This window comes from Acinetobacter sp. CWB-G5 (assembly GCF_019209785.1).
GTDB classification, from domain to species: domain Bacteria; phylum Pseudomonadota; class Gammaproteobacteria; order Pseudomonadales; family Moraxellaceae; genus Acinetobacter; species Acinetobacter johnsonii.
On record NZ_JAHUTF010000001.1, the window covers coordinates 207,822 to 225,177 of the forward strand.

The 17,356-nt window shown below is 37.7% G+C and carries 24 protein-coding genes; 8 read left to right on the plus strand and 16 right to left on the minus strand.

Annotated elements, in window-relative coordinates; all coding sequences use genetic code 11:
* Positions 1-74: 74 nt before the first annotated feature.
* The 13 genes from KVY11_RS01010 to KVY11_RS01070 all read right to left on the minus strand — a co-directional run bounded on the left by KVY11_RS01010 (position 75) and on the right by KVY11_RS01070 (position 9,602).
* Positions 75-1,409, minus strand: coding sequence for a phage major capsid protein (locus tag KVY11_RS01010; protein ID WP_218287759.1), 1,335 nt, complete (start codon positions 1,407-1,409; stop codon positions 75-77).
* Complete coding sequence (locus KVY11_RS01015; RefSeq protein WP_218287761.1) at positions 1,406-1,999, minus strand: HK97 family phage prohead protease; 594 nt, start codon at positions 1,997-1,999, stop codon at positions 1,406-1,408. Before KVY11_RS01015 ends, KVY11_RS01010 begins: the two co-directional genes overlap by 4 nt.
* Before the next feature lie 37 nt (positions 2,000-2,036).
* Complete coding sequence (locus KVY11_RS01020; RefSeq protein WP_218287763.1) at positions 2,037-3,707, minus strand: terminase large subunit; 1,671 nt, start codon at positions 3,705-3,707, stop codon at positions 2,037-2,039.
* Positions 3,708-3,715: 8 nt separating this feature from the next.
* A complete protein-coding gene (locus KVY11_RS01025) occupies positions 3,716-4,177 on the minus strand; it encodes a terminase small subunit (RefSeq protein ID WP_218287769.1) in 462 nt (153 codons plus the stop codon).
* Positions 4,178-4,289: 112 nt separating this feature from the next.
* A complete protein-coding gene (locus KVY11_RS01030) occupies positions 4,290-4,580 on the minus strand; it encodes an HNH endonuclease (protein ID WP_218287770.1) in 291 nt (96 codons plus the stop codon).
* A 2-nt stretch (positions 4,581-4,582) separates the two neighbouring features.
* On the minus strand, positions 4,583-4,759 hold the full coding sequence (locus KVY11_RS01035) for a hypothetical protein (protein WP_218287771.1): 177 nt from the start codon (positions 4,757-4,759) through the stop codon (positions 4,583-4,585).
* A gap of 104 nt (positions 4,760-4,863) precedes the next feature.
* On the minus strand, positions 4,864-5,247 hold the full coding sequence (locus KVY11_RS01040; protein WP_218287772.1) for a hypothetical protein: 384 nt from the start codon (positions 5,245-5,247) through the stop codon (positions 4,864-4,866).
* Positions 5,248-6,054: 807 nt separating this feature from the next.
* Complete coding sequence (locus KVY11_RS01045) at positions 6,055-6,936, minus strand: DUF2971 domain-containing protein (RefSeq protein WP_218287774.1); 882 nt, start codon at positions 6,934-6,936, stop codon at positions 6,055-6,057.
* Between the two features lie 7 nt (positions 6,937-6,943).
* A complete protein-coding gene (locus tag KVY11_RS01050) occupies positions 6,944-7,339 on the minus strand; it encodes an antiterminator Q family protein (RefSeq protein ID WP_218287776.1) in 396 nt (131 codons plus the stop codon).
* 10 nt (positions 7,340-7,349) lie between these two features.
* The gene (locus KVY11_RS01055; protein ID WP_218288198.1) at positions 7,350-7,781 is read right to left on the minus strand and encodes a hypothetical protein; all 432 of its coding nucleotides are present in this window, start codon (positions 7,779-7,781) and stop codon (positions 7,350-7,352) included.
* A gap of 160 nt (positions 7,782-7,941) precedes the next feature.
* Positions 7,942-8,865: a helix-turn-helix domain-containing protein gene (locus KVY11_RS01060; protein ID WP_218287777.1), complete on the minus strand. Its 924-nt coding sequence runs from the start codon at positions 8,863-8,865 to the stop codon at positions 7,942-7,944.
* Positions 8,866-8,876: 11 nt separating this feature from the next.
* The gene (locus KVY11_RS01065) at positions 8,877-9,326 is read right to left on the minus strand and encodes a phage regulatory CII family protein (RefSeq protein WP_087011036.1); all 450 of its coding nucleotides are present in this window, start codon (positions 9,324-9,326) and stop codon (positions 8,877-8,879) included.
* Positions 9,327-9,350: 24 nt separating this feature from the next.
* Positions 9,351-9,602, minus strand: a complete 252-nt coding sequence (locus tag KVY11_RS01070) for a hypothetical protein (protein WP_218287778.1) — start codon at positions 9,600-9,602, stop codon at positions 9,351-9,353.
* 134 nt (positions 9,603-9,736) lie between these two features.
* Here KVY11_RS01070 and KVY11_RS01075 point away from each other — a divergent pair, with 134 nt between their 5' ends.
* The 3 genes from KVY11_RS01075 to KVY11_RS01085 all read left to right on the plus strand — a co-directional run bounded on the left by KVY11_RS01075 (position 9,737) and on the right by KVY11_RS01085 (position 12,585).
* The gene (locus KVY11_RS01075) at positions 9,737-10,402 is read left to right on the plus strand and encodes a LexA family transcriptional regulator (protein WP_218287780.1); all 666 of its coding nucleotides are present in this window, start codon (positions 9,737-9,739) and stop codon (positions 10,400-10,402) included.
* Between the two features lie 105 nt (positions 10,403-10,507).
* A complete protein-coding gene (locus KVY11_RS01080; protein ID WP_218287782.1) occupies positions 10,508-11,605 on the plus strand; it encodes a nucleoid-associated protein in 1,098 nt (365 codons plus the stop codon).
* Positions 11,602-12,585: a GTP pyrophosphokinase family protein gene (locus KVY11_RS01085; protein WP_218287784.1), complete on the plus strand. Its 984-nt coding sequence runs from the start codon at positions 11,602-11,604 to the stop codon at positions 12,583-12,585. The genes KVY11_RS01080 and KVY11_RS01085 overlap by 4 nt, the downstream gene beginning before the upstream one ends.
* Positions 12,586-12,616: 31 nt before the next feature.
* On the opposite strand, the gene KVY11_RS01090 is transcribed toward KVY11_RS01085, so the two are convergent.
* The gene (locus KVY11_RS01090; protein WP_218287786.1) at positions 12,617-13,324 is read right to left on the minus strand and encodes a hypothetical protein; all 708 of its coding nucleotides are present in this window, start codon (positions 13,322-13,324) and stop codon (positions 12,617-12,619) included.
* 231 nt (positions 13,325-13,555) lie between these two features.
* On the opposite strand from KVY11_RS01090, the gene KVY11_RS01095 reads away from it, so the two are divergent.
* The 4 genes from KVY11_RS01095 to KVY11_RS01110 are packed head-to-tail and all read left to right on the plus strand — an operon-like array spanning position 13,556 to position 15,469.
* A complete protein-coding gene (locus KVY11_RS01095) occupies positions 13,556-13,741 on the plus strand; it encodes a hypothetical protein (RefSeq protein ID WP_218287787.1) in 186 nt (61 codons plus the stop codon).
* A 4-nt stretch (positions 13,742-13,745) separates the two neighbouring features.
* On the plus strand, positions 13,746-14,069 hold the full coding sequence (locus tag KVY11_RS01100) for a hypothetical protein (RefSeq protein WP_218287789.1): 324 nt from the start codon (positions 13,746-13,748) through the stop codon (positions 14,067-14,069).
* The gene (locus KVY11_RS01105) at positions 14,059-14,325 is read left to right on the plus strand and encodes a hypothetical protein (protein WP_110974749.1); all 267 of its coding nucleotides are present in this window, start codon (positions 14,059-14,061) and stop codon (positions 14,323-14,325) included. The genes KVY11_RS01100 and KVY11_RS01105 overlap by 11 nt, the downstream gene beginning before the upstream one ends.
* Position 14,326: 1 nt before the next feature.
* The gene (locus KVY11_RS01110; protein WP_218287791.1) at positions 14,327-15,469 is read left to right on the plus strand and encodes a tyrosine-type recombinase/integrase; all 1,143 of its coding nucleotides are present in this window, start codon (positions 14,327-14,329) and stop codon (positions 15,467-15,469) included.
* Between the two features lie 91 nt (positions 15,470-15,560).
* Here the strand turns inward: KVY11_RS01110 and KVY11_RS01115 are convergent, their stop codons facing one another.
* Positions 15,561-15,989, minus strand: a complete 429-nt coding sequence (locus KVY11_RS01115; protein WP_218287792.1) for a hypothetical protein — start codon at positions 15,987-15,989, stop codon at positions 15,561-15,563.
* A gap of 113 nt (positions 15,990-16,102) precedes the next feature.
* Positions 16,103-16,597 (minus strand): hypothetical protein, encoded by a 495-nt coding sequence (locus KVY11_RS01120; protein WP_218287794.1) that lies wholly within the window; start codon positions 16,595-16,597, stop codon positions 16,103-16,105.
* Positions 16,598-17,081: 484 nt separating this feature from the next.
* Between KVY11_RS01120 and KVY11_RS01125 the strand changes: the two genes are divergently transcribed.
* Positions 17,082-17,351 (plus strand): hypothetical protein, encoded by a 270-nt coding sequence (locus KVY11_RS01125; protein ID WP_218287795.1) that lies wholly within the window; start codon positions 17,082-17,084, stop codon positions 17,349-17,351.
* Positions 17,352-17,356: the final 5 nt, after the last annotated feature.

The window sequence follows — 17,356 nt, forward strand, 5'->3', positions numbered from 1 at the left end:
AGCTAAACAACTTTGATGCTTAGATATAAAAACAGCCCCAATAAAGGAGCTGTTTTTTCAAATTTTCAAAACTATTAGGTGTATTGAATGTATGCCGCTGCAATTGCACGACGTTTAGCCCAAGTGATGAACTTTTCTACACGAATAGCAAATTTGTTTTCTTGCCATAAGTTATGTGTTGTCGCACCATCAATAAGAGTTGCTTGGTCACTGTAGGCGACATCCACACCACCATCCTGAGCAACTAAAATTTCGCTCATTTTCACCAGCTCAATACGTTCAATAACTGCTTGGGATGTGATAACAGGAATACCAAGAAGAGAGCGCGCACCACCAGCAAAGCTCATCCCATTAAAGTAGGTGTTGCCTAATGCATCACGAAGCAAGGCGATACGCATTGCACGTGTTTCGCTCATTAAGAAGTATGCACCATCTGTACTTAAATTCGCCTCAACAAACTTTTCAATCAACTTCAATAAGTCGGCTTCAATTGCTTCTGCGGTTTCACCAGTTGCTGGAACTGCAGCAACACCATTAAGGATACCTGCTGGAATAATATCTGTTTGTGCTTGGGTGCCAAGGAATGTTTCATCAATAAGCGTTTTAGATGCTGCAATCAAATCATTTAATACTAACTGATCAACTGCTGGATCAGAACGACGCAGCAACTCTTGGGTATACACCGTAATAGCCGCAAGCTTATGCTCCTTAATTTCCACGCTATCAAACGTTGGATTAGTTAAAGGTTTTTTAGCTCCTTCACCAACCCATGAAGCTGTCCCACCAGTAGCCTGACCATTAATTTTAATATTAAAGGGAACCGCTCGATAACCTTGCAACTTGTCAAAAATGGTTGCGTTACGAAGCAACTCTAAAAAATCACCTTTATATGTATCTTGCTGAACTAATGGTGCTGCAAAGCCAGCATCAGTCGTAGTTCCAAGTACAGCTTTTTCAATGTATTGAACAGTGTCTTGTCCATAACCAAGTTGCTTAGCTGCATCCACTACCGTCAATGGACTACCTTGCTTTTGAACATGGCATGCCAACATTTTTGCACGAACAAATTGAGTAAAACCAATACCCTTTGGCAAATTAGATTCAGTTGTGACCACTGTTTTCTTTTTATCTGGTTCAGGATCACCTTTAGCAGATGCTTCTGCTTCCGCTTCATTATCACCAGCAACCGGTGTTCCTGTTTCTTTTGCATGTCTTGCTGCTTCGATTTGTTTTTTTACACGTTCAATATTCTTTTCGATCGCTGCAATTTCTGCTTCAACGGTTTGAATTGCTGCTTCAGTTTCATCATCTGGTGTAGAGCCACCATCTAATGACTTGGTAATATACCCTTGAAGCTCTAAATTTTTTGCAGCTAAAGCATCAAGCAACTGTTTTAAATATTTGTTCATACCAATTTCACTCCACCCTTTGTTGGGCTATTTAATTTGACAACAACGTGTTTTTGCTCAGATGAAACGCCATCTGTAACGGTCTGAGGTTTTTTGCCCAACGCGGCTTTGTGCTCCTCAAATGCTTTTTTAAAATCTGTTCCGCTATCACGGTTATCTGGAATCGTGACAAGTGAAAGCTCATACCATTCCCAATCTTCAAACTTAATACCGCCGCCTTTAATCATCTCGGCGGTATCCCAGTTCGGCAGAAAGCCAACAGATAATCCTTTTACAAGGTCGTACTTCAGAGATTGGTATGCTTCATCTACGCGATCTTTCAGCTTCCCTCCCTCCTTGATTTCAGGAATATGGATTTCTACTTCAATACCCTTGTTTGTTACTTTCGCGCTGGTTACATGACCAATCGGGCTTCGCATATCGTGATGAAATAGCAATGGCATAGGTAATTTGAACTTCGCACCCTTTGGCACCATGATGTCTTTCGATCGATCTTGATTCGGTGTGCTTGCTGTACCAGTAAATGTTCGCTTTTCCTCATCGACGCTTTTAATCTCAAAAGAGCCGAATGACTTATGTAGAGCAGACATAGCCCCTCCAAAATGTAAAAACCGCCAATTAAGGCGGTTATATGAAATGTATTTCGTAATCTTTATTTGTAGGTTCAGGATTCAAACTCATCAATGCCACGGCGTTAAAAGTGGCAATTAACGGATCAATTTTCCCAATTCCCGAATCTTGCTTTGTAATCCGCATACCATTGCCGACCATCACGACCCGAGCATTTCCAGCGCACCAAGTCATCAGGTCTTGCCCAGCATGGTAAAGATTGCCTTCTGCAAGTTTCCGCTCGGTTGTCATGATGTAACCCATTAACTTATGACCTTGAGGAACTGCGAACATACTTTCTTGTGGGATTCCAACATCAAGAAGACCATCTAAAAGACCACCGAGCCCTAACGGATCCAGCCCAATTTTGTTGAGCTTACCGCTGTCATAAACCTGCTTTGCAATTAAGGCTAAGTCATCAATATCTTCACCCACTTTTTCAACAATTGTTAAACTTCCCTCATCCTCAAAGTCTTGGTATTTAGGAATGTTTTCTTTTCGGCGTTCTAAGGCAACTTTATTTGCCCATGCATGATTCCAAAGCCACCAAATACGCGGATCTGCTTTCAAACGGCCAAGAGCCGAAAAGCCCAACAAATCATCAAGTCCACCACCATCAATACCTAAAGTAATAACTTCTGATTGCTCTATTAATTGTTCAAGCTTGATTTCTTTAGACTGCTCTAACCAATACTCAGCACCCGCCCAACGGTTTGCCCGTAAATTTATGCCAATTTCTACATTTAAGCGTTTGGCTAGAAAATCTCGGAAGTCTGTTTCCTCTCCATCGCGAGATTGATCAAAGTCATCTTCAAGCTGTACGGGATCTACAGAAGTTCCATAGTTTGGATTAGGAATATGAAAATTCTTTTTTTTAAGATGCTCCCCATCCTCAATCCACTGTTTTGGAAACTCATAAATCAAAGGTAAAAACTTGTTGTTTTCCTTTATGCCATCCCGAACATCTCGTGCGTAATCTAGTTTCTGCTTGAATACACCACATGGTTGTTCATTTGCTTGTGTTGTCAGGTAAATTACACAACCTTCAGGTCGTGAAGCTAAGCCACCTGTAGCCTCACGAAACATACTCGCAGCACCAGCATTCTTTTGAAATAAGTGAAGCTCATCAATTAAAATCCATGACGCTTTTTTACCACCTACTGTATTCGACTCTGCTGCAACCACCTTCAGGGTGGCGTTCGTAGATCGATGGGTAATTGTCTTAGTATGCTCTGAAATATTTAGTAATTCACTTAACTCATCATCTGCCTTAATCGCATCACGAATAGGATTGAAGGAGTTATCCGCTACTTCTTTGGTTGGAGCCAAAATAATGAGCTCAGCTGAACCACGATCATTCATAATTAATGCAGTTAGCATAATGAATGCAGCAAGCGTAGATTTTGAGTTTTTCTTTGGAATCAAAAGGAAAAACTCACGTATTAACCGCCGACTGTCATCTTCACTATATGCACCAAAAATCGAAGCAACGAACTCAAAAACCCATGGACGAGTGATTTCACCCATGGTTGGTTGGCCAATCACATCCGTTACAATTAAACTTTTGAATACCTCTAAAGCCATTTCAGCCTCATGAGGGAATAAAGGCTCACAAGGAATTAATGATTTTCCTTTGACGATCTTTTCTTCCCAATCGGGGCAACTGGTACTCCAACTGAGCTCTGTCATTTTATTACCTAACTATAATTTGCTTTACGTGCAGCCCGAGTAGCAAACCTACCAGTGCCTTTTGCTGCAGCATGTGCTTGCTCTTCTTGAGATTGTTTTTTGCCTTTATCTGCCACTTTTCCATGGAAATAAGGTAGAGCTGCTTTTGCCGCATCCATTCTTAATTTCATGTCTTCAACTGGATCTGTCCAGATTTCTTCTAAAAATTTAAGCGGATCCGATTGACTGCTAACATTGTCGATATCATTTTTTGTGACTATTGGCTTTGGATTGGGTTTAACATCACTGTTAACATCTTTAACATTTTTAAGTCGCTCAAGCTGAGCAATCACATCAGAATCTTTCGCCATTCTAGAGCCAGCTTGTGAGGCTGTTTCAGGGCTACAACCCGCGAAAATAGCGGCTTCTTTGTTATTTGCACCGTCAAACTTAGCTTGGGCAAATGCCTTCTTTTTTGCTGTTAAAGCCATATGCCCTCCTTTAACATTTTTCTGAAAATGAAAATTTTTTTATACGTGCGATGGGGGGTGGTGTCCGAGGCAAAAAGGTATGGAAGTGATGACCTCCCCCCTACACTTTCATTCACAGTCTGCTCTCTTTTATGGTTTTGTCTTTATGACACGGCGGGCACAACGATTGCAGGTTCGATTCATCATCGGTGCCACCCTGTGCAACGTTAACAATATGGTCCAGTTCTAATTGTGTAGTAACACGGCGACAGTGCTGGCATGTCCAGTTATCCCGTAGATGGATCTTTGCTTTGAGTCTGCGCCATGGTCTACCACCACGGCCTGATCCCCAATTCTTTGGTGGTTTAGGTTGCTTAGGTGTGAGGGCATCTAACCTGCTCTGCAATCGTTGTAGCTTTGGCATGGTTAATCATCCATATATCTAGGACTGTCTGACTCTTCCTGCTCCTCTAGCATTAACAACAATTCGTTATTCAGGTTCGTTTGTACTTGCAGCTGACTGATCAACTGATTGTTCTGCTTTACTACCTCAGTGAGTAAGGTGAGCAATTGCTTTGATGATGGGTTCTTTTGACTGCTCATACGTTGCCTTTAGTTTATGTCGACGTTGCTAACTTGATTTACATGACATTAAAAAACCACCCGAAGGTGGTCATAAAATCCAAATTAATGGCTGTCGAAGTACTTCATTTCAAAAAGTGTAAGTTTCTAGATTGTCTTTTTACAAAAACATAAGCGCCAATTTGCAAAGCTATCAGATAGCATGCATTTCGAATAATTACGATATAGGCTTCAGATTCTCCAAACAGTAAATCCGTTACAAACATAGAAAGAACCAAAGTTAGATGCACATAACTACTTTGTTTAAACTTATTATCTGGGGCATGCTTAGCATTTAAATATCCTATCCCTACAAATCCAAGAAACATCACTAGAATGCCAAAAATTGCACCCACAAGATAATATGGTTCTGGTGTGTACTCCCAAAGAGTAAATCGAATAGATGCCACCAATATAACAATACACAAGAATGAACCAACAATATGTTGGATGTAATTATCTAATTTCATAGTTTCACTTTTAATAATTATAAAGCGCTGAAATTATAAGACAGTTTTTGAACTATTGACACACTGAATGATAATAAATCTTATTTACAGCATTAAAAAAACCCGCCAATAATACATATTGAGCGGGGTTTCATTTGTCATAAGACATTCATCTATTTACTTAATATCTTTTACTTTAAGGCAATTTCGGCAAACCTCTAACTCACCATCTTTACAATGATGAATTTCCACTACGCCATGTAGTCCGAATAAGCATTTCAATAATTGAAACATTCAATATCACTCTCAGTTAATATCCATGTGCATCGAATATTTAGGGAAAAAAAACCTGCACCTTGGGGAAGGTGCAGGCAGAAAACTGATATTAACTATTCATGGAGAAGCTAATACCGAGCATTCTAGTCGGATTTATGTGAATTGTCTTGTAACTATTGGTAACACTATGTAAGTTTAGATTAATACAAAATTTAAAATCCCACATTGTTTATTTCTAAGCATACCAATAGTTAAATTAATATCTTTAGAATATATTCAACCGTAAATTCTGAATCATATTGGTTCTTTATAATTTCAAATAAATCACCAAACATATTCTGATATTCTTCAGCTATATCATTAGCTTACTCTATCTTTTGTATCGCATCAGCAACAATGATTAAAAGCCTTTTATTTTCAGTCCGTAACCTTGCATTTTGTGTATTCAGGCATTAAAAAAGCCCATCAGATGATGAGCTTTTAAATCAACCAAGCGTATTCACTACACTTCGGTCACTTATAACATAAATATGCCATGTTACTGTATACAAGTCAATTTAATGTATTTAAATCCGATTTTCTAATAAGGAAATCATAACCTAACATGTCTATGGTTGATTTGACTGTATTAACAAACCAATCTGGTGAATCAGGGGAAATAATTATTTCTTCAATAAGTAATGACGGATCGATGCTTAAATTAACTACAGGATCAAGTTGACTTTTACCATCAATAATTAAATTTCCGCCTAACTCTCTACCATTCTCACTATCATAATACAATCCAGATTCAAGACTTTTAATTACATCATCTGACAAATATCCATGATCCATTGAATTCATGTACTTCATATAATCCGTTTCCATTCTTGAACGCATTGTCTTAAAAGACTCGTAGTTCCGAAATATTACTCTGAACTCTTTTTCATGCTCAAAAGAGTTCCGTTTCGTGAATAAAGGATCTGATAAATTTATATGATCTAATTTACTAACATCTTTATATTCAAAGTCATAGATTACTCCCCCATAATCTAGTTCATTGATATGTTGCGTAAGCGCAAGTTTAAGCTTTCCAACTGTTGTCTTAATAACCATTGAGTCTGAAGATTTGCAATATAATTTCCACATTGCCGCAGACTCATAATCATTCATATGCCAACAACTTACATACGAATTAACATTGAGAATCTTAATTAAATTTCTTATCAATCCAGTTTCTACATGCCCATCTGAATGCTTCTTCATAAATGGATTGTTCATATAACTTTTTTTGGCTAGTTCCAAGTAATTATTTGCATACCCCTCATAGAGATCATCAAACTTATCAATTCTTGGGAAAGCTATAGATTCATCCACTAAAATGGCCAATAGCTTAGATAAATCCATATATCTCCATAAAACACAGCTATTACCAATATTTTTCTGAATACCCACTTTTCCCTCATCTTTCTAGAATACTTTCCAACCGACACTCTAACCAACTTTCTGCCGCCAATAAATACCCATCAATTTTATAGCGCGCAATCTTGGTTTGACTCGCCAAAACAGACACTGGAATCCCCTTCAAATAGTGAAACTCAATCCACTGAAACAAATCAGGCCGTGAAAACTTCAACTGTGTCACCAGATGATCTATCGCAATTAATGTATCATCATCCAACACCACTTTCACACCTGCACTCTTTTGCCCCTGTTTTAAATGCATCAACCCCAGTGACGGCGATTGATAACTCAACTCACTCGGATTGTAGTGTGAATTCCTCGCCCATTTCCCCCACTGCTCAAGTTCATTCTGCATCATACGAATTGTTGGCTTAACTTCTGTCACTGCATTCATCCTATTTCCCTCAAAACTTCGCAATTCGTTGAAACACCAACATGGCCGCATCGCGTGCATGTTCATTTGTACGGCCTTTCCAACCTGTCATACGGAAAAAGTCAGTGGCTTTCTTTTTAGTGGCATTGGCTGCGGGATGGATCATCTTGTACAGATAGCCTTGTTCCTTACACCAGTCTTCCCATATTTGGGCATCACGTTTGACCGATCCAACGCCCTGTGCCTTTTCACGGCCACCAGTGAACCAAGTTCGTTGTCGAGCATCTTCAATATACAAACAAACGTTTTGAGCACCCCATGTTTGTACTGAGTCTTTCACTTTGCTCATGGCTTGAGTGATTGATAGACTCTCGACCTGTTCTAGCTTTCCACCCTTGCCACGGTCTGCTGCAACGGCAAAACCTGTCTTCACCCCTGTATCAATTCCAATCATGATTTTCATGCGTACATCATCCCCAATTCGTTTTTGTTGTTCATGAATATTGCGTTTACCCCACCGATATATCCGCACCATCCAAAACGTTCTTTCCAGTAATACCAACGTCCGTTGATGCATTTCCAAAATGTTCCATCGGTTTCGATGTGTGTTGCGCCGTGTGGAATCATGCTGCCCCCTGCAAACTGCCAGTGAAGCCCACTTGCTTGAGGTATGGTTCCCATTTCTTCGCTTGGGCTGGGTTCATGAGTTTGATGGCAATGCGTGATGCCAGTTGTTCGTATGAATCACCCGGTGCGCTTTGCTTGCTCGCAAACTCTGGGTGATGTGCAAGTTTTTGTGCAAACGTCGAGATCTGTTTTTCAGTAAGCTGCTTCGGTTGTGCTGCAGGTGTTTTGCCGTATCCCGTTTTGGTTTCTTTGGAGTACTTTGTTCGGTATGCATGCAGCAGCCAATCGGCAAAGTAGAAATTCAGAAGTTCATCGCAAATGGTTTTGTCTTGGTTGTAAATCTCAAAGGCGCGTTTTTCTCGTTCCACCCATTTCGCTGTCATGAGGGTTTCGGGTTCGATACTGTCATCGGCCAAAGTAATTTCTTCACGAAGTTTTTTTGAGCAAAGCCAGTCTTTTTTATTTTTAGATTCTATTGGAAGATTCCTTGGGAGATTCTGTGTCCCAATTTCGGTACTGGTCTCGGTACCGTTTTTGGGACTGGTACTTGTTCCGTTTTCGGTACTAGTACCAATATTGGAACCTGTACCTAAATTGGAACTAGTACCGTTTTTACCACTAGTCCCTTTTTTGGTACTGGTTGGATGATCTTCCCGACCGACCACACCCAGCAGTTGGTAGACTTTTACGCCGTTGCCAACGATCTTCCCTGTATATTTAATCAGGGCTTTTTTCTCTAGGTCGTCTAAAACTTTGATGATGGTTTTGCGGTTCATCTTAGTGTCTTTGACCATTCGCATAATGCTTGGGTAGCATTTGTGGTCTTCCCCTGCGCGGTCTGCCAGTGAAAGTAATATGAGGCGTTGTGTAGAACTATCTACTTCCGCTCTCCAAGCCCAAATCGTTGCATCTAAACTCATATGGGTTACCTCTATTTGTCGTCTACGCACTGGTGTATCTGTGCATCCAGTTCGGCCAGTATTTCGTGTAGTCGGTGAATGACCTTAGACATGTCTATGGCTTCCCCGCGTGTGATGCGTCCGTCTGCCATCATTTCTTTAAACAGCGTGTAGACGTTTCCGCCTTTCATCCCAAAGCTCAGCACTAAGTCTGTGAGTGCTGTATCTCTGCATTCGGGTATGTCTGGCAGGTTGATTGCGACTTTGCCATGTTGGGCATTGAGGCTTTGCAGTATTCGGTAGTCGTTGGTTAGCGCCATCAGCTTGGATGCTTCAACTAGCGTCAAGTGATGGGTGTCTGTATTTGGATTGACTTTGCTATTGAGCACGGCGGGACTTTTGATGCCCATACGGGGTGCGAGTGCATTTGCTCCACCTTTGTAGTCGTGCACCGTGTGATAAGCAGCATCTAATATGTTCATAACGGCTTCCTTTGAACGTGTTTATTAGATGGGAGCTTTATTACCATTTAGGTTGTTATCTACCAATGCAGGATATAAACCAAAATGTTGATGCACTTCCGCTTCCGAAACTTTCCCCTTACTCGCTTCAGACAAGGCTTTGCGAAGATTCTTACGAGGTTCTTTATACCCATAAAATAAATGAGTTTTTATATAACCAACTGTTGTTCCTGCATCTTTTGCATATTTTTCTAATTCTTCTGGGCTTTGCTGCAGTATGAAATCGCGGAAATTCATAGATTAATCCTCTCGTATTAATCTAAATATTACCTTTTAGGTAATGCAAATACAATCTTTTTTCTTGTTTACCTTTTTGGTGATGAAACTACAATTGACAAATGTGACATGTCACAAAAAAATTTAGGGAATATATGGACAGCAAATCAATTAGATACAAAAACACTCGCTTACTTGTTGATCAAGTTGGTGGCGTGTCCAGTTTTGCTGACAAAATTGGGAAAGGACAATCTCAAGCTAGCCAATTTGCTGGTACGAATCCTATTAAAGGGATTGGCAATAAAGTTGCTCGTGAAATTGAATTGGCATTCGATAAACCACATGGTTGGTTAGACATACCCCATGATGAGCAAACAAATATAACTGACGGTAATGTCTCTGAACCAATTCCAATGAAAGGTGAATTTGTTCCTGTCATTTCATGGGTTCAGGCAGGTGCTTGGACTACTGTTGAGGCTGTGCCTGCGGGTACACAGTTTGATGAGTGGTTACCACCAAACCCTAAATGTGGAAAACATGGCTACGGGTTAGAAGTATCTGGTGAGTCCATGCTCCCAGATTTCCGCCCTGGCGACAAAATATATGTGAACCCTGATTTTCAAATAAGTGATTTAAAAACAGGTGATTTAGTTATCGTTGCTTGCGATGGAGAAACAGAAGCCACTTTCAAGAAATTGATTGTTGAAAGCAATGGTATGTATTTAGAACCCCTAAACCCAAAGTGGCTTGGAAAGATCATGGATCTTCGCGAAGGCTGCAAATTGGTTGGAAAAGTTGTTGGGCTGTATAGAGATGTTTAAGCATAAATAATACCTAACGAAGTATTCCATTACTAATAAGTTAATCTACAACCAACTATAACCATTCATTTATTTATAATTTTTATATATTGAGGGAGTATTTTAATGCAACTATTAAACTTATCTGTTGATCGAATCATAATCCATCAGATTCATCAAAAAGATAAAGAAGGTAAACCTATTCCCCCAACTCAAAGTCACGAATTCACAGACTTTGAAGAAAAAGCTCTTGCTTCATTTATCAAAAGAGTTACTGATGCTTTGGGTGAAGGATCTAAAGCCGTTGAAATGGAAATTGTAAAGAAAGACAAAAATGATTTACCGTCTTTGGTTGATGTAATGATTGATCAAGAAGATGATATTTTTGCAGTTTCTTCTTTTGATATTGCAAAGAAACTATCCGATGCTCAAAGAACAAGAAACATTACTGGTGGAATTGTAGTAGTTTTCACAGGTAAACAAGGATTTCCAGCCAAGAAGTTTTTAGGTGTTATCAAAGCTGAAATTTATAATGGATATGCTAAATTAATTGATGAAAAAACTAAGAAAATTTCACTAGACTTCATTGAAGAATTACTATTAACACCTTCCTCTAAGCTGTATAAAACTATAGCTTTTTTTGAGAAAGCTAACTACACATTACCATGTGATGATTTAAATAATAAATGGGTGGTAATGATTTCAGATAACCAAATTAGTCAATCTGATGGTAAAGCAGCCGCACAATATTTCTTTTCAGATTTTGCAGGATGTGGATACCCTCAAACAAGTGCAAGAACGACAAAACAATTTTATGAAGCTACTAAAGAATTCATTACCAGTTTAAATTTTGAGGTCGAAGAGCAGACAGACTTGATTAATGCACTAACCACTTATCTTAAAGTTGATAAATCCGCAAGTGTAGATGCCAGTACCTTTGCTTTGAGTTATTTTAATGACCCCAAGATCCAAGATGGTTTTATGGAATTTCTTGAAGAAAAGGGATTGCCTACCACCGCCTTTACAAAAGACATCGAATACATCAAATCAAAACTCCAAACACGTAAGGTTGTATTTAATAACAGCGTTAAAATTAGTGCCTCCCCAGAGATATTCAAAAGTGATGTTATAATTAGTCCATATGAAGGTAAAGAAGAAGCTACAGGGCTTCCACAGCAATGGACACAAATTATTGTGAAAGATAGGATTAATCCTAAAGAATGAATGAGCTTATATTCTTAGAGAAATGGAATCTGGAAAAACCTATGCATCAAGCATGGGGAAATTTCATCGTCCATACGATTAAGAATAAGCTTCAAGATCATGGAATAGAAGATTTAGATTCTTTTATAAAAATTCCTATTAAATCGCGCTTAAAAGAAGAAAACTCTCTATTGGATAAAGCTTTTAGGCGCAATAAACCATATGTAGATCCATATGCAGAAATTGAGGACAAAGTAGGAATTCGTTTTGTAGTACTACTAACTTCTCATATTGATCTTATTTCAGAAATCATTCAAGAATATACATTTTGGAACTTTGATTTATCTAAGGATTTCAAAGCTGAACAAGCAAAAGACCCTCTTATCTTTACTTATCAGTCTGTTCACTTTATTTTACGTCCTAAAGAAGTATTTACATATGATGGAGTCGAAATTCACCCTTCGACACCTTGTGAAGTTCAAATCAGAACTTTGCTACAACATGCACATGCAGAGCTAACACATGATGCTATCTATAAGTCCAAAAAAATAGCGGAGCCTCTAGTACATCGAACCGTCGCAAAGAGCATGGCTCTTATTGAAACGACAGATGAATTTTTTTGTAAAGTAACGGAGCAATTAAACAGCGGTCCATTAACGGAATTAAAAATAGTTGAACAGTTAGATTCTCTATATTTAACATTAACAGACTTACAGCCAAATAATCAAAAATCTTCCTTGTCAATTTGGGATGCTTTTGAAGCATATATTAATGACAGCTTAATAGATGACATTCAAAAATTCATTAAGAAAAACCCCTATATATCATTAATAATTAAAGAAAAATATACGAAAAACTCTATTTATAGACAGAGTATTGTCATATTTATATATTGGATGCTTAAAAAAAATAAGAATACATTATTAAAAGACTGGCCATTACCGCTTGAAGAACTTGATTCATTAGCAAGTGATATTGGTGTCAGTATCGGAATAGACTAAACTCGAAAAATCAGGAAATACTCTCTCTAAACTAATCAAACAATGATGCATAAGCTTGTTCTAGCCCATCTTGGTCACCATGATCGCGCATATACTCAATATTATTTTCTTCAACGCCATCAGGATCTCCTCTAACATAGCTATCAACTTCGACTCCGTCACTTCTAGTATAACCGTCTACAACATGGTATCCAGATTGATTTTCTGACTCATAATCACCATATGAATCATATTCTTCATAGGCTTGAACTTCTTCTTCATTTCGATACTCATATTCATCTTCATAATTTTCTGTGAATTCTATTTCACTTTCTGAGTTTTCAGCAATTAAAGGTGTTCCTGACTCTTCTTGTATATCTGCTAACTTTCGATTTTTTTCTTTATGTAAATCATTTAATTCGCTCTCCACCCAAGAAATTAGTGGTTTCTTAAAATTAATAATATTCAAATCTACCCAAGTGTAATTTTTATTAAATACAAAAGAATAGAAAAACAATAAATATATAAAATACAATGGAATAGAAGAAATTAAAGCTAATAATTTAATATATATTATCTTGTTATATTTAAAAAAAATTATGTAATAACAAACCAATGTAATTGATAGAGAAAAAATAATGGAAAAATTAAATATATTTAAAGTGAGTCCACTATAGGCTAAGTAAATAGGCAAAAAAATAAGAATGCCTAATAACAAAATATCTTTTTTATATCGCATTACAATTGATTTCGGAAACATATGATTCCCTTTTTAAAAACCATAATAAGGTATTGTTTTTTATATATTAAATCAACAAAAAATTTTATTAATAAAAATATTTCTTTCGACAACTTACAAAACACCAAAAAGATAAATCAAAGATAATAAATCTTGCATTAAATTACCTTTTAGGTAATATTAATCTTACAACAATTGAAAAGCCCTGACACTTTCGACGGGATCAGGGCTTTGCACTTAAGCGAGATGAGTATGAAACATAAGCCTATATCTAGTCAAACGACGAATATCCTTTTTCAACACCCGACTACAGCCGAACTACGCCCTGCACTTCGCTCTATCATTTGGGCGAACATACGTGACTTTGCCCTGTTCCTTGGCCTCGCTTTCATATGCTGGTTGGTCATTACTGCAATTTTAATGGCAGTTGGAGGGTAAAGGCATGGAAGTTAAAGAAGTTCGCATTCATCATGTTCCAGCACAAGATGGCGTTGATCCAATTGATCTTTTCATTGTTTGGTATGGTGAACATAAATCACAAGTTACTCTTCGCTGTTGGGATCATGCTTGGACTGCTTATTGGGGTGGTCATTGGGAAGAACGTGTAGAACTATTCCTTTCAAAGCATGCCAACATTAGTTATCTAGTTAATAGCTTCTCAAGAACTCAAAGCCCACGTGAAAAAAAGTGGTTAAGGCAAATTCTAGAATCTATTCGTAAATATCTTATTAATATAGAAACGGAGGAAACTCCAAATGGCTGCTAATATCCAACGCCTCAAGCTCAGCGTATTTGCTGAACGCTATTGGCAAGACGAAGAATCCCGCCCATGCCGTGACACACTGGTCAGCCATATAAAACGTGGTTGGCTCAGTGGTAAAAAAATTGGTAAACAATGGTATGTCGAATGTACCAGTTGGGGTGCGCCGTTGTTCTATACAGATGAAGTGCCTAAGGTCGAGCTAAAGTCTCCACCTAAAACGGGAAACTCCATTGCAGACCGAATTTTAGCGGAGATTTAATATGGCTCCTCGAGGTCGCAAGTCGGGGAACTTGGACTTACCTCCCCATGTCGAAGTCGACAAAAAGCCCAATGGCACTATGTACTTTCGCTACCTCCTACCAAACGGACAGCGTAAGTCACTTGGTAAAGACCGTAATGAAGCCATTAAGGCAGCTCAGGCACTCAACACCGTGCTTGAGCGTAACCCAGACATTGTGTCTAAAATTCTATCTTCAGTAGAAAAAGCACATAAGCAAAGTAATATTCCAAACTTTGGCCAAGCATTGGATGAATATGAAAAGCTGCACTTACCCAAGAAGAAACTTGCCAAAAATACCTTGGTCAATGTCACGGCGAACATTGGTAAATATCAGGATATGTGGGGGCAGTTCTATTGCACCGACATTACCCTACTTATGATTTCTGAATACCTGAAACAGCAGACCGACTTTCAGGCAGAAAAGCACCGTTCACAGCTTATCGACATTTGGAAATACTTTGTGGCCAACGGCTGGGCACCTGAAAATATTGCAGAGAAAACCTTAAAGCCAATACGGCCAGAAAAAGTCAGAACGCGACATTCCAACGAATCTCTGGAAATTGTAAAAGCTGTTTGTCCGCCTTGGTTAAAACTGGCGATTGATCTGGCATTGCATTCTATTCAACGGCGTGCCGATCTGGTGGTGATGGAACGTTCAAGCATTAACATCAAAGACAACACCATGACCGTACTGCAGCATAAATCGCTGAATTACGACAAGCCTGTGTTTATTGAAGTGGATATGCATCCTGAGCTACGAGAAGTCGTATTGCAGTGTATAGAGCATTCTATGCGACTACGCTGCCCCTACCTCATTGCAACTCGACCAGACCGCATTAACGAACAAATCCGTAATGCGAAACTGCATCCTTTTGCTGTGACAGAGGATCACATTACCAAGCAGTTTAAAAAGTATCGGGACCTGTCTGGTGCGTATGATCATTTAGAACTAAACCAAAGACCATCGCTGCATGACTTACGTGCCTTAGGTATTTATAACATCACACAGAAGTATGGAAAGAAGTACGCGCAGGCACTGGCTGGCCACGCAACTGTGAAGATGACGGATCACTATTTAGAGGGTCACGAAGCACCTAAACCTGAGCGGATTAGCTACCGTTAGTCTTGCCAATAAGCTGATGCTTTCATTACATGGATCATCAGCTTTTGATTTCATATAATCGCCAGTATGTTAAATAGGCTCAAAAATCTTCTTAAATACCAATAACTGTAATTCCATCTTTTTGATTTTCATTATCTTTTAAAAAATTAATTATTTCACTGATCATATTTAAGACTTTAGGTTTAAAAATTAAAAAATTTTCCTCAAAAAACTTTGTTTCCTCTCTGAAGATAAGTTTCAATTTTTTGTCAGATTTATTACTTTTAGCTATAAAACTATGAAAATAGTATAAATCTTTAACAATATCTCCAATGATTTCAGAACCAATATAGGTATTTCCCCAATGAAAATATTCCACCTTATTCCTATTAAAAAAGTGTTCAACCAACGAAAATGCAACTTCATTAATTACTATCGAATTTAGACAACTTCCATTTTTATTTAGATCACTAGGAATAATTTGAATATTTAAAGATCCAATTAAACCTGAAACGGATTTAACATTGAAATCAATTTCCATATTAATTACCTTTTATATTTTTAAAATTAACATAATACACCTTATAATAAGTCAAAAATTATAGATGTAAGTAACTATTTTTACTATATTTTTTAAAATTTCGTATAACGCCATTATACTAAATGGGGCTTCAAAAGCCACTCATGGATAACATTAGTTTGATGTTGTATTGCATCAATTAAATGAGGTGAATTTTCGATTGTCCATGTTTCATCGCACCAGTCACAAGCATCATAGAGGCCACCTATCCATTCTGGATAGTAAGCTAAGTTATTTTTAAGTCCTCTTGGAGCATCAAGGAACCCACACTCTAAATTACTAAAAATTCTACATAGTTTAAGAGGGCTTAAATTACCATTCTTATAGTCAGCTAAAACACCTAGAAAGAATGTCGCTGCCAATATTTCAGCTTCTAAACAATTGGATGAAAATTCAGAATCTTTGGTCTGTATTACATTTAGTAAGAGCGATTCATAATTAGGATATAACTCTAGTAACTCAATTGGAATTTTTTCATTTTTCTCAACATATTCAATTAATTTTTTTATCCTTTCCGAGTAAGAATATTCTCCATAATAAAGCTCTACGTATAATTTTTTTAATGTCATTGATTAATCCAGATGATTCATTATTTTCTCTAAAACTAACACAATACACCTTAAATGTTACACGGCTTTGTTTAGTCTCATTTAACCCGAAAACAGAAAAAATGTCCCGATGAAATAAGAATAGCTGTCCAAGTAGTTATTGATTTAGCTACCGTTAATAATTGGTTTTAAGTTTAAATGGGCAAGTTTTCCACATTGGGGAATTACGCCATTCCCCGAAAATACCCCGAAAGTTCCCCGAAAACAAAAAGCCCACTTTTGAAGTGGGCTTTAATGAGTTGAAATATCAACGAATTTTGGTAGGTATATCCAGACTCGAACTGGAGACCTCTACGATGTCAAAGGAAGCATATACCAATTTAAATCAGATATTTATTAATAAACAGACGCAGTTCTGTCGCAAATGTTAAAAAATGTCGTAAAACTTTATTTTTATGCCTATGATAATTTCATGAAGTGAAATTTTTATAGGAGTACTTAAATTATGAAACATCAAATTTATAAAAATTATTTTTCGATAACAGCATTAGATAATCTCAATAAAGAAACTTCTGATTTTTTTGAAAAATGGAAGTATGTTGAAATTATCGACACCCAATTTTATAAAGATGAAAACGATAATATTACTGCTGAGCCAATCGTGCGCACAGATGGTAAAAACACACATCAAATTACACTCCAATACCATGAAAAATTAGAATCCTGGAGTTACCAATCAAATTCCATCAAAAATTTTGGTTCAACAAATGACTAAATAAG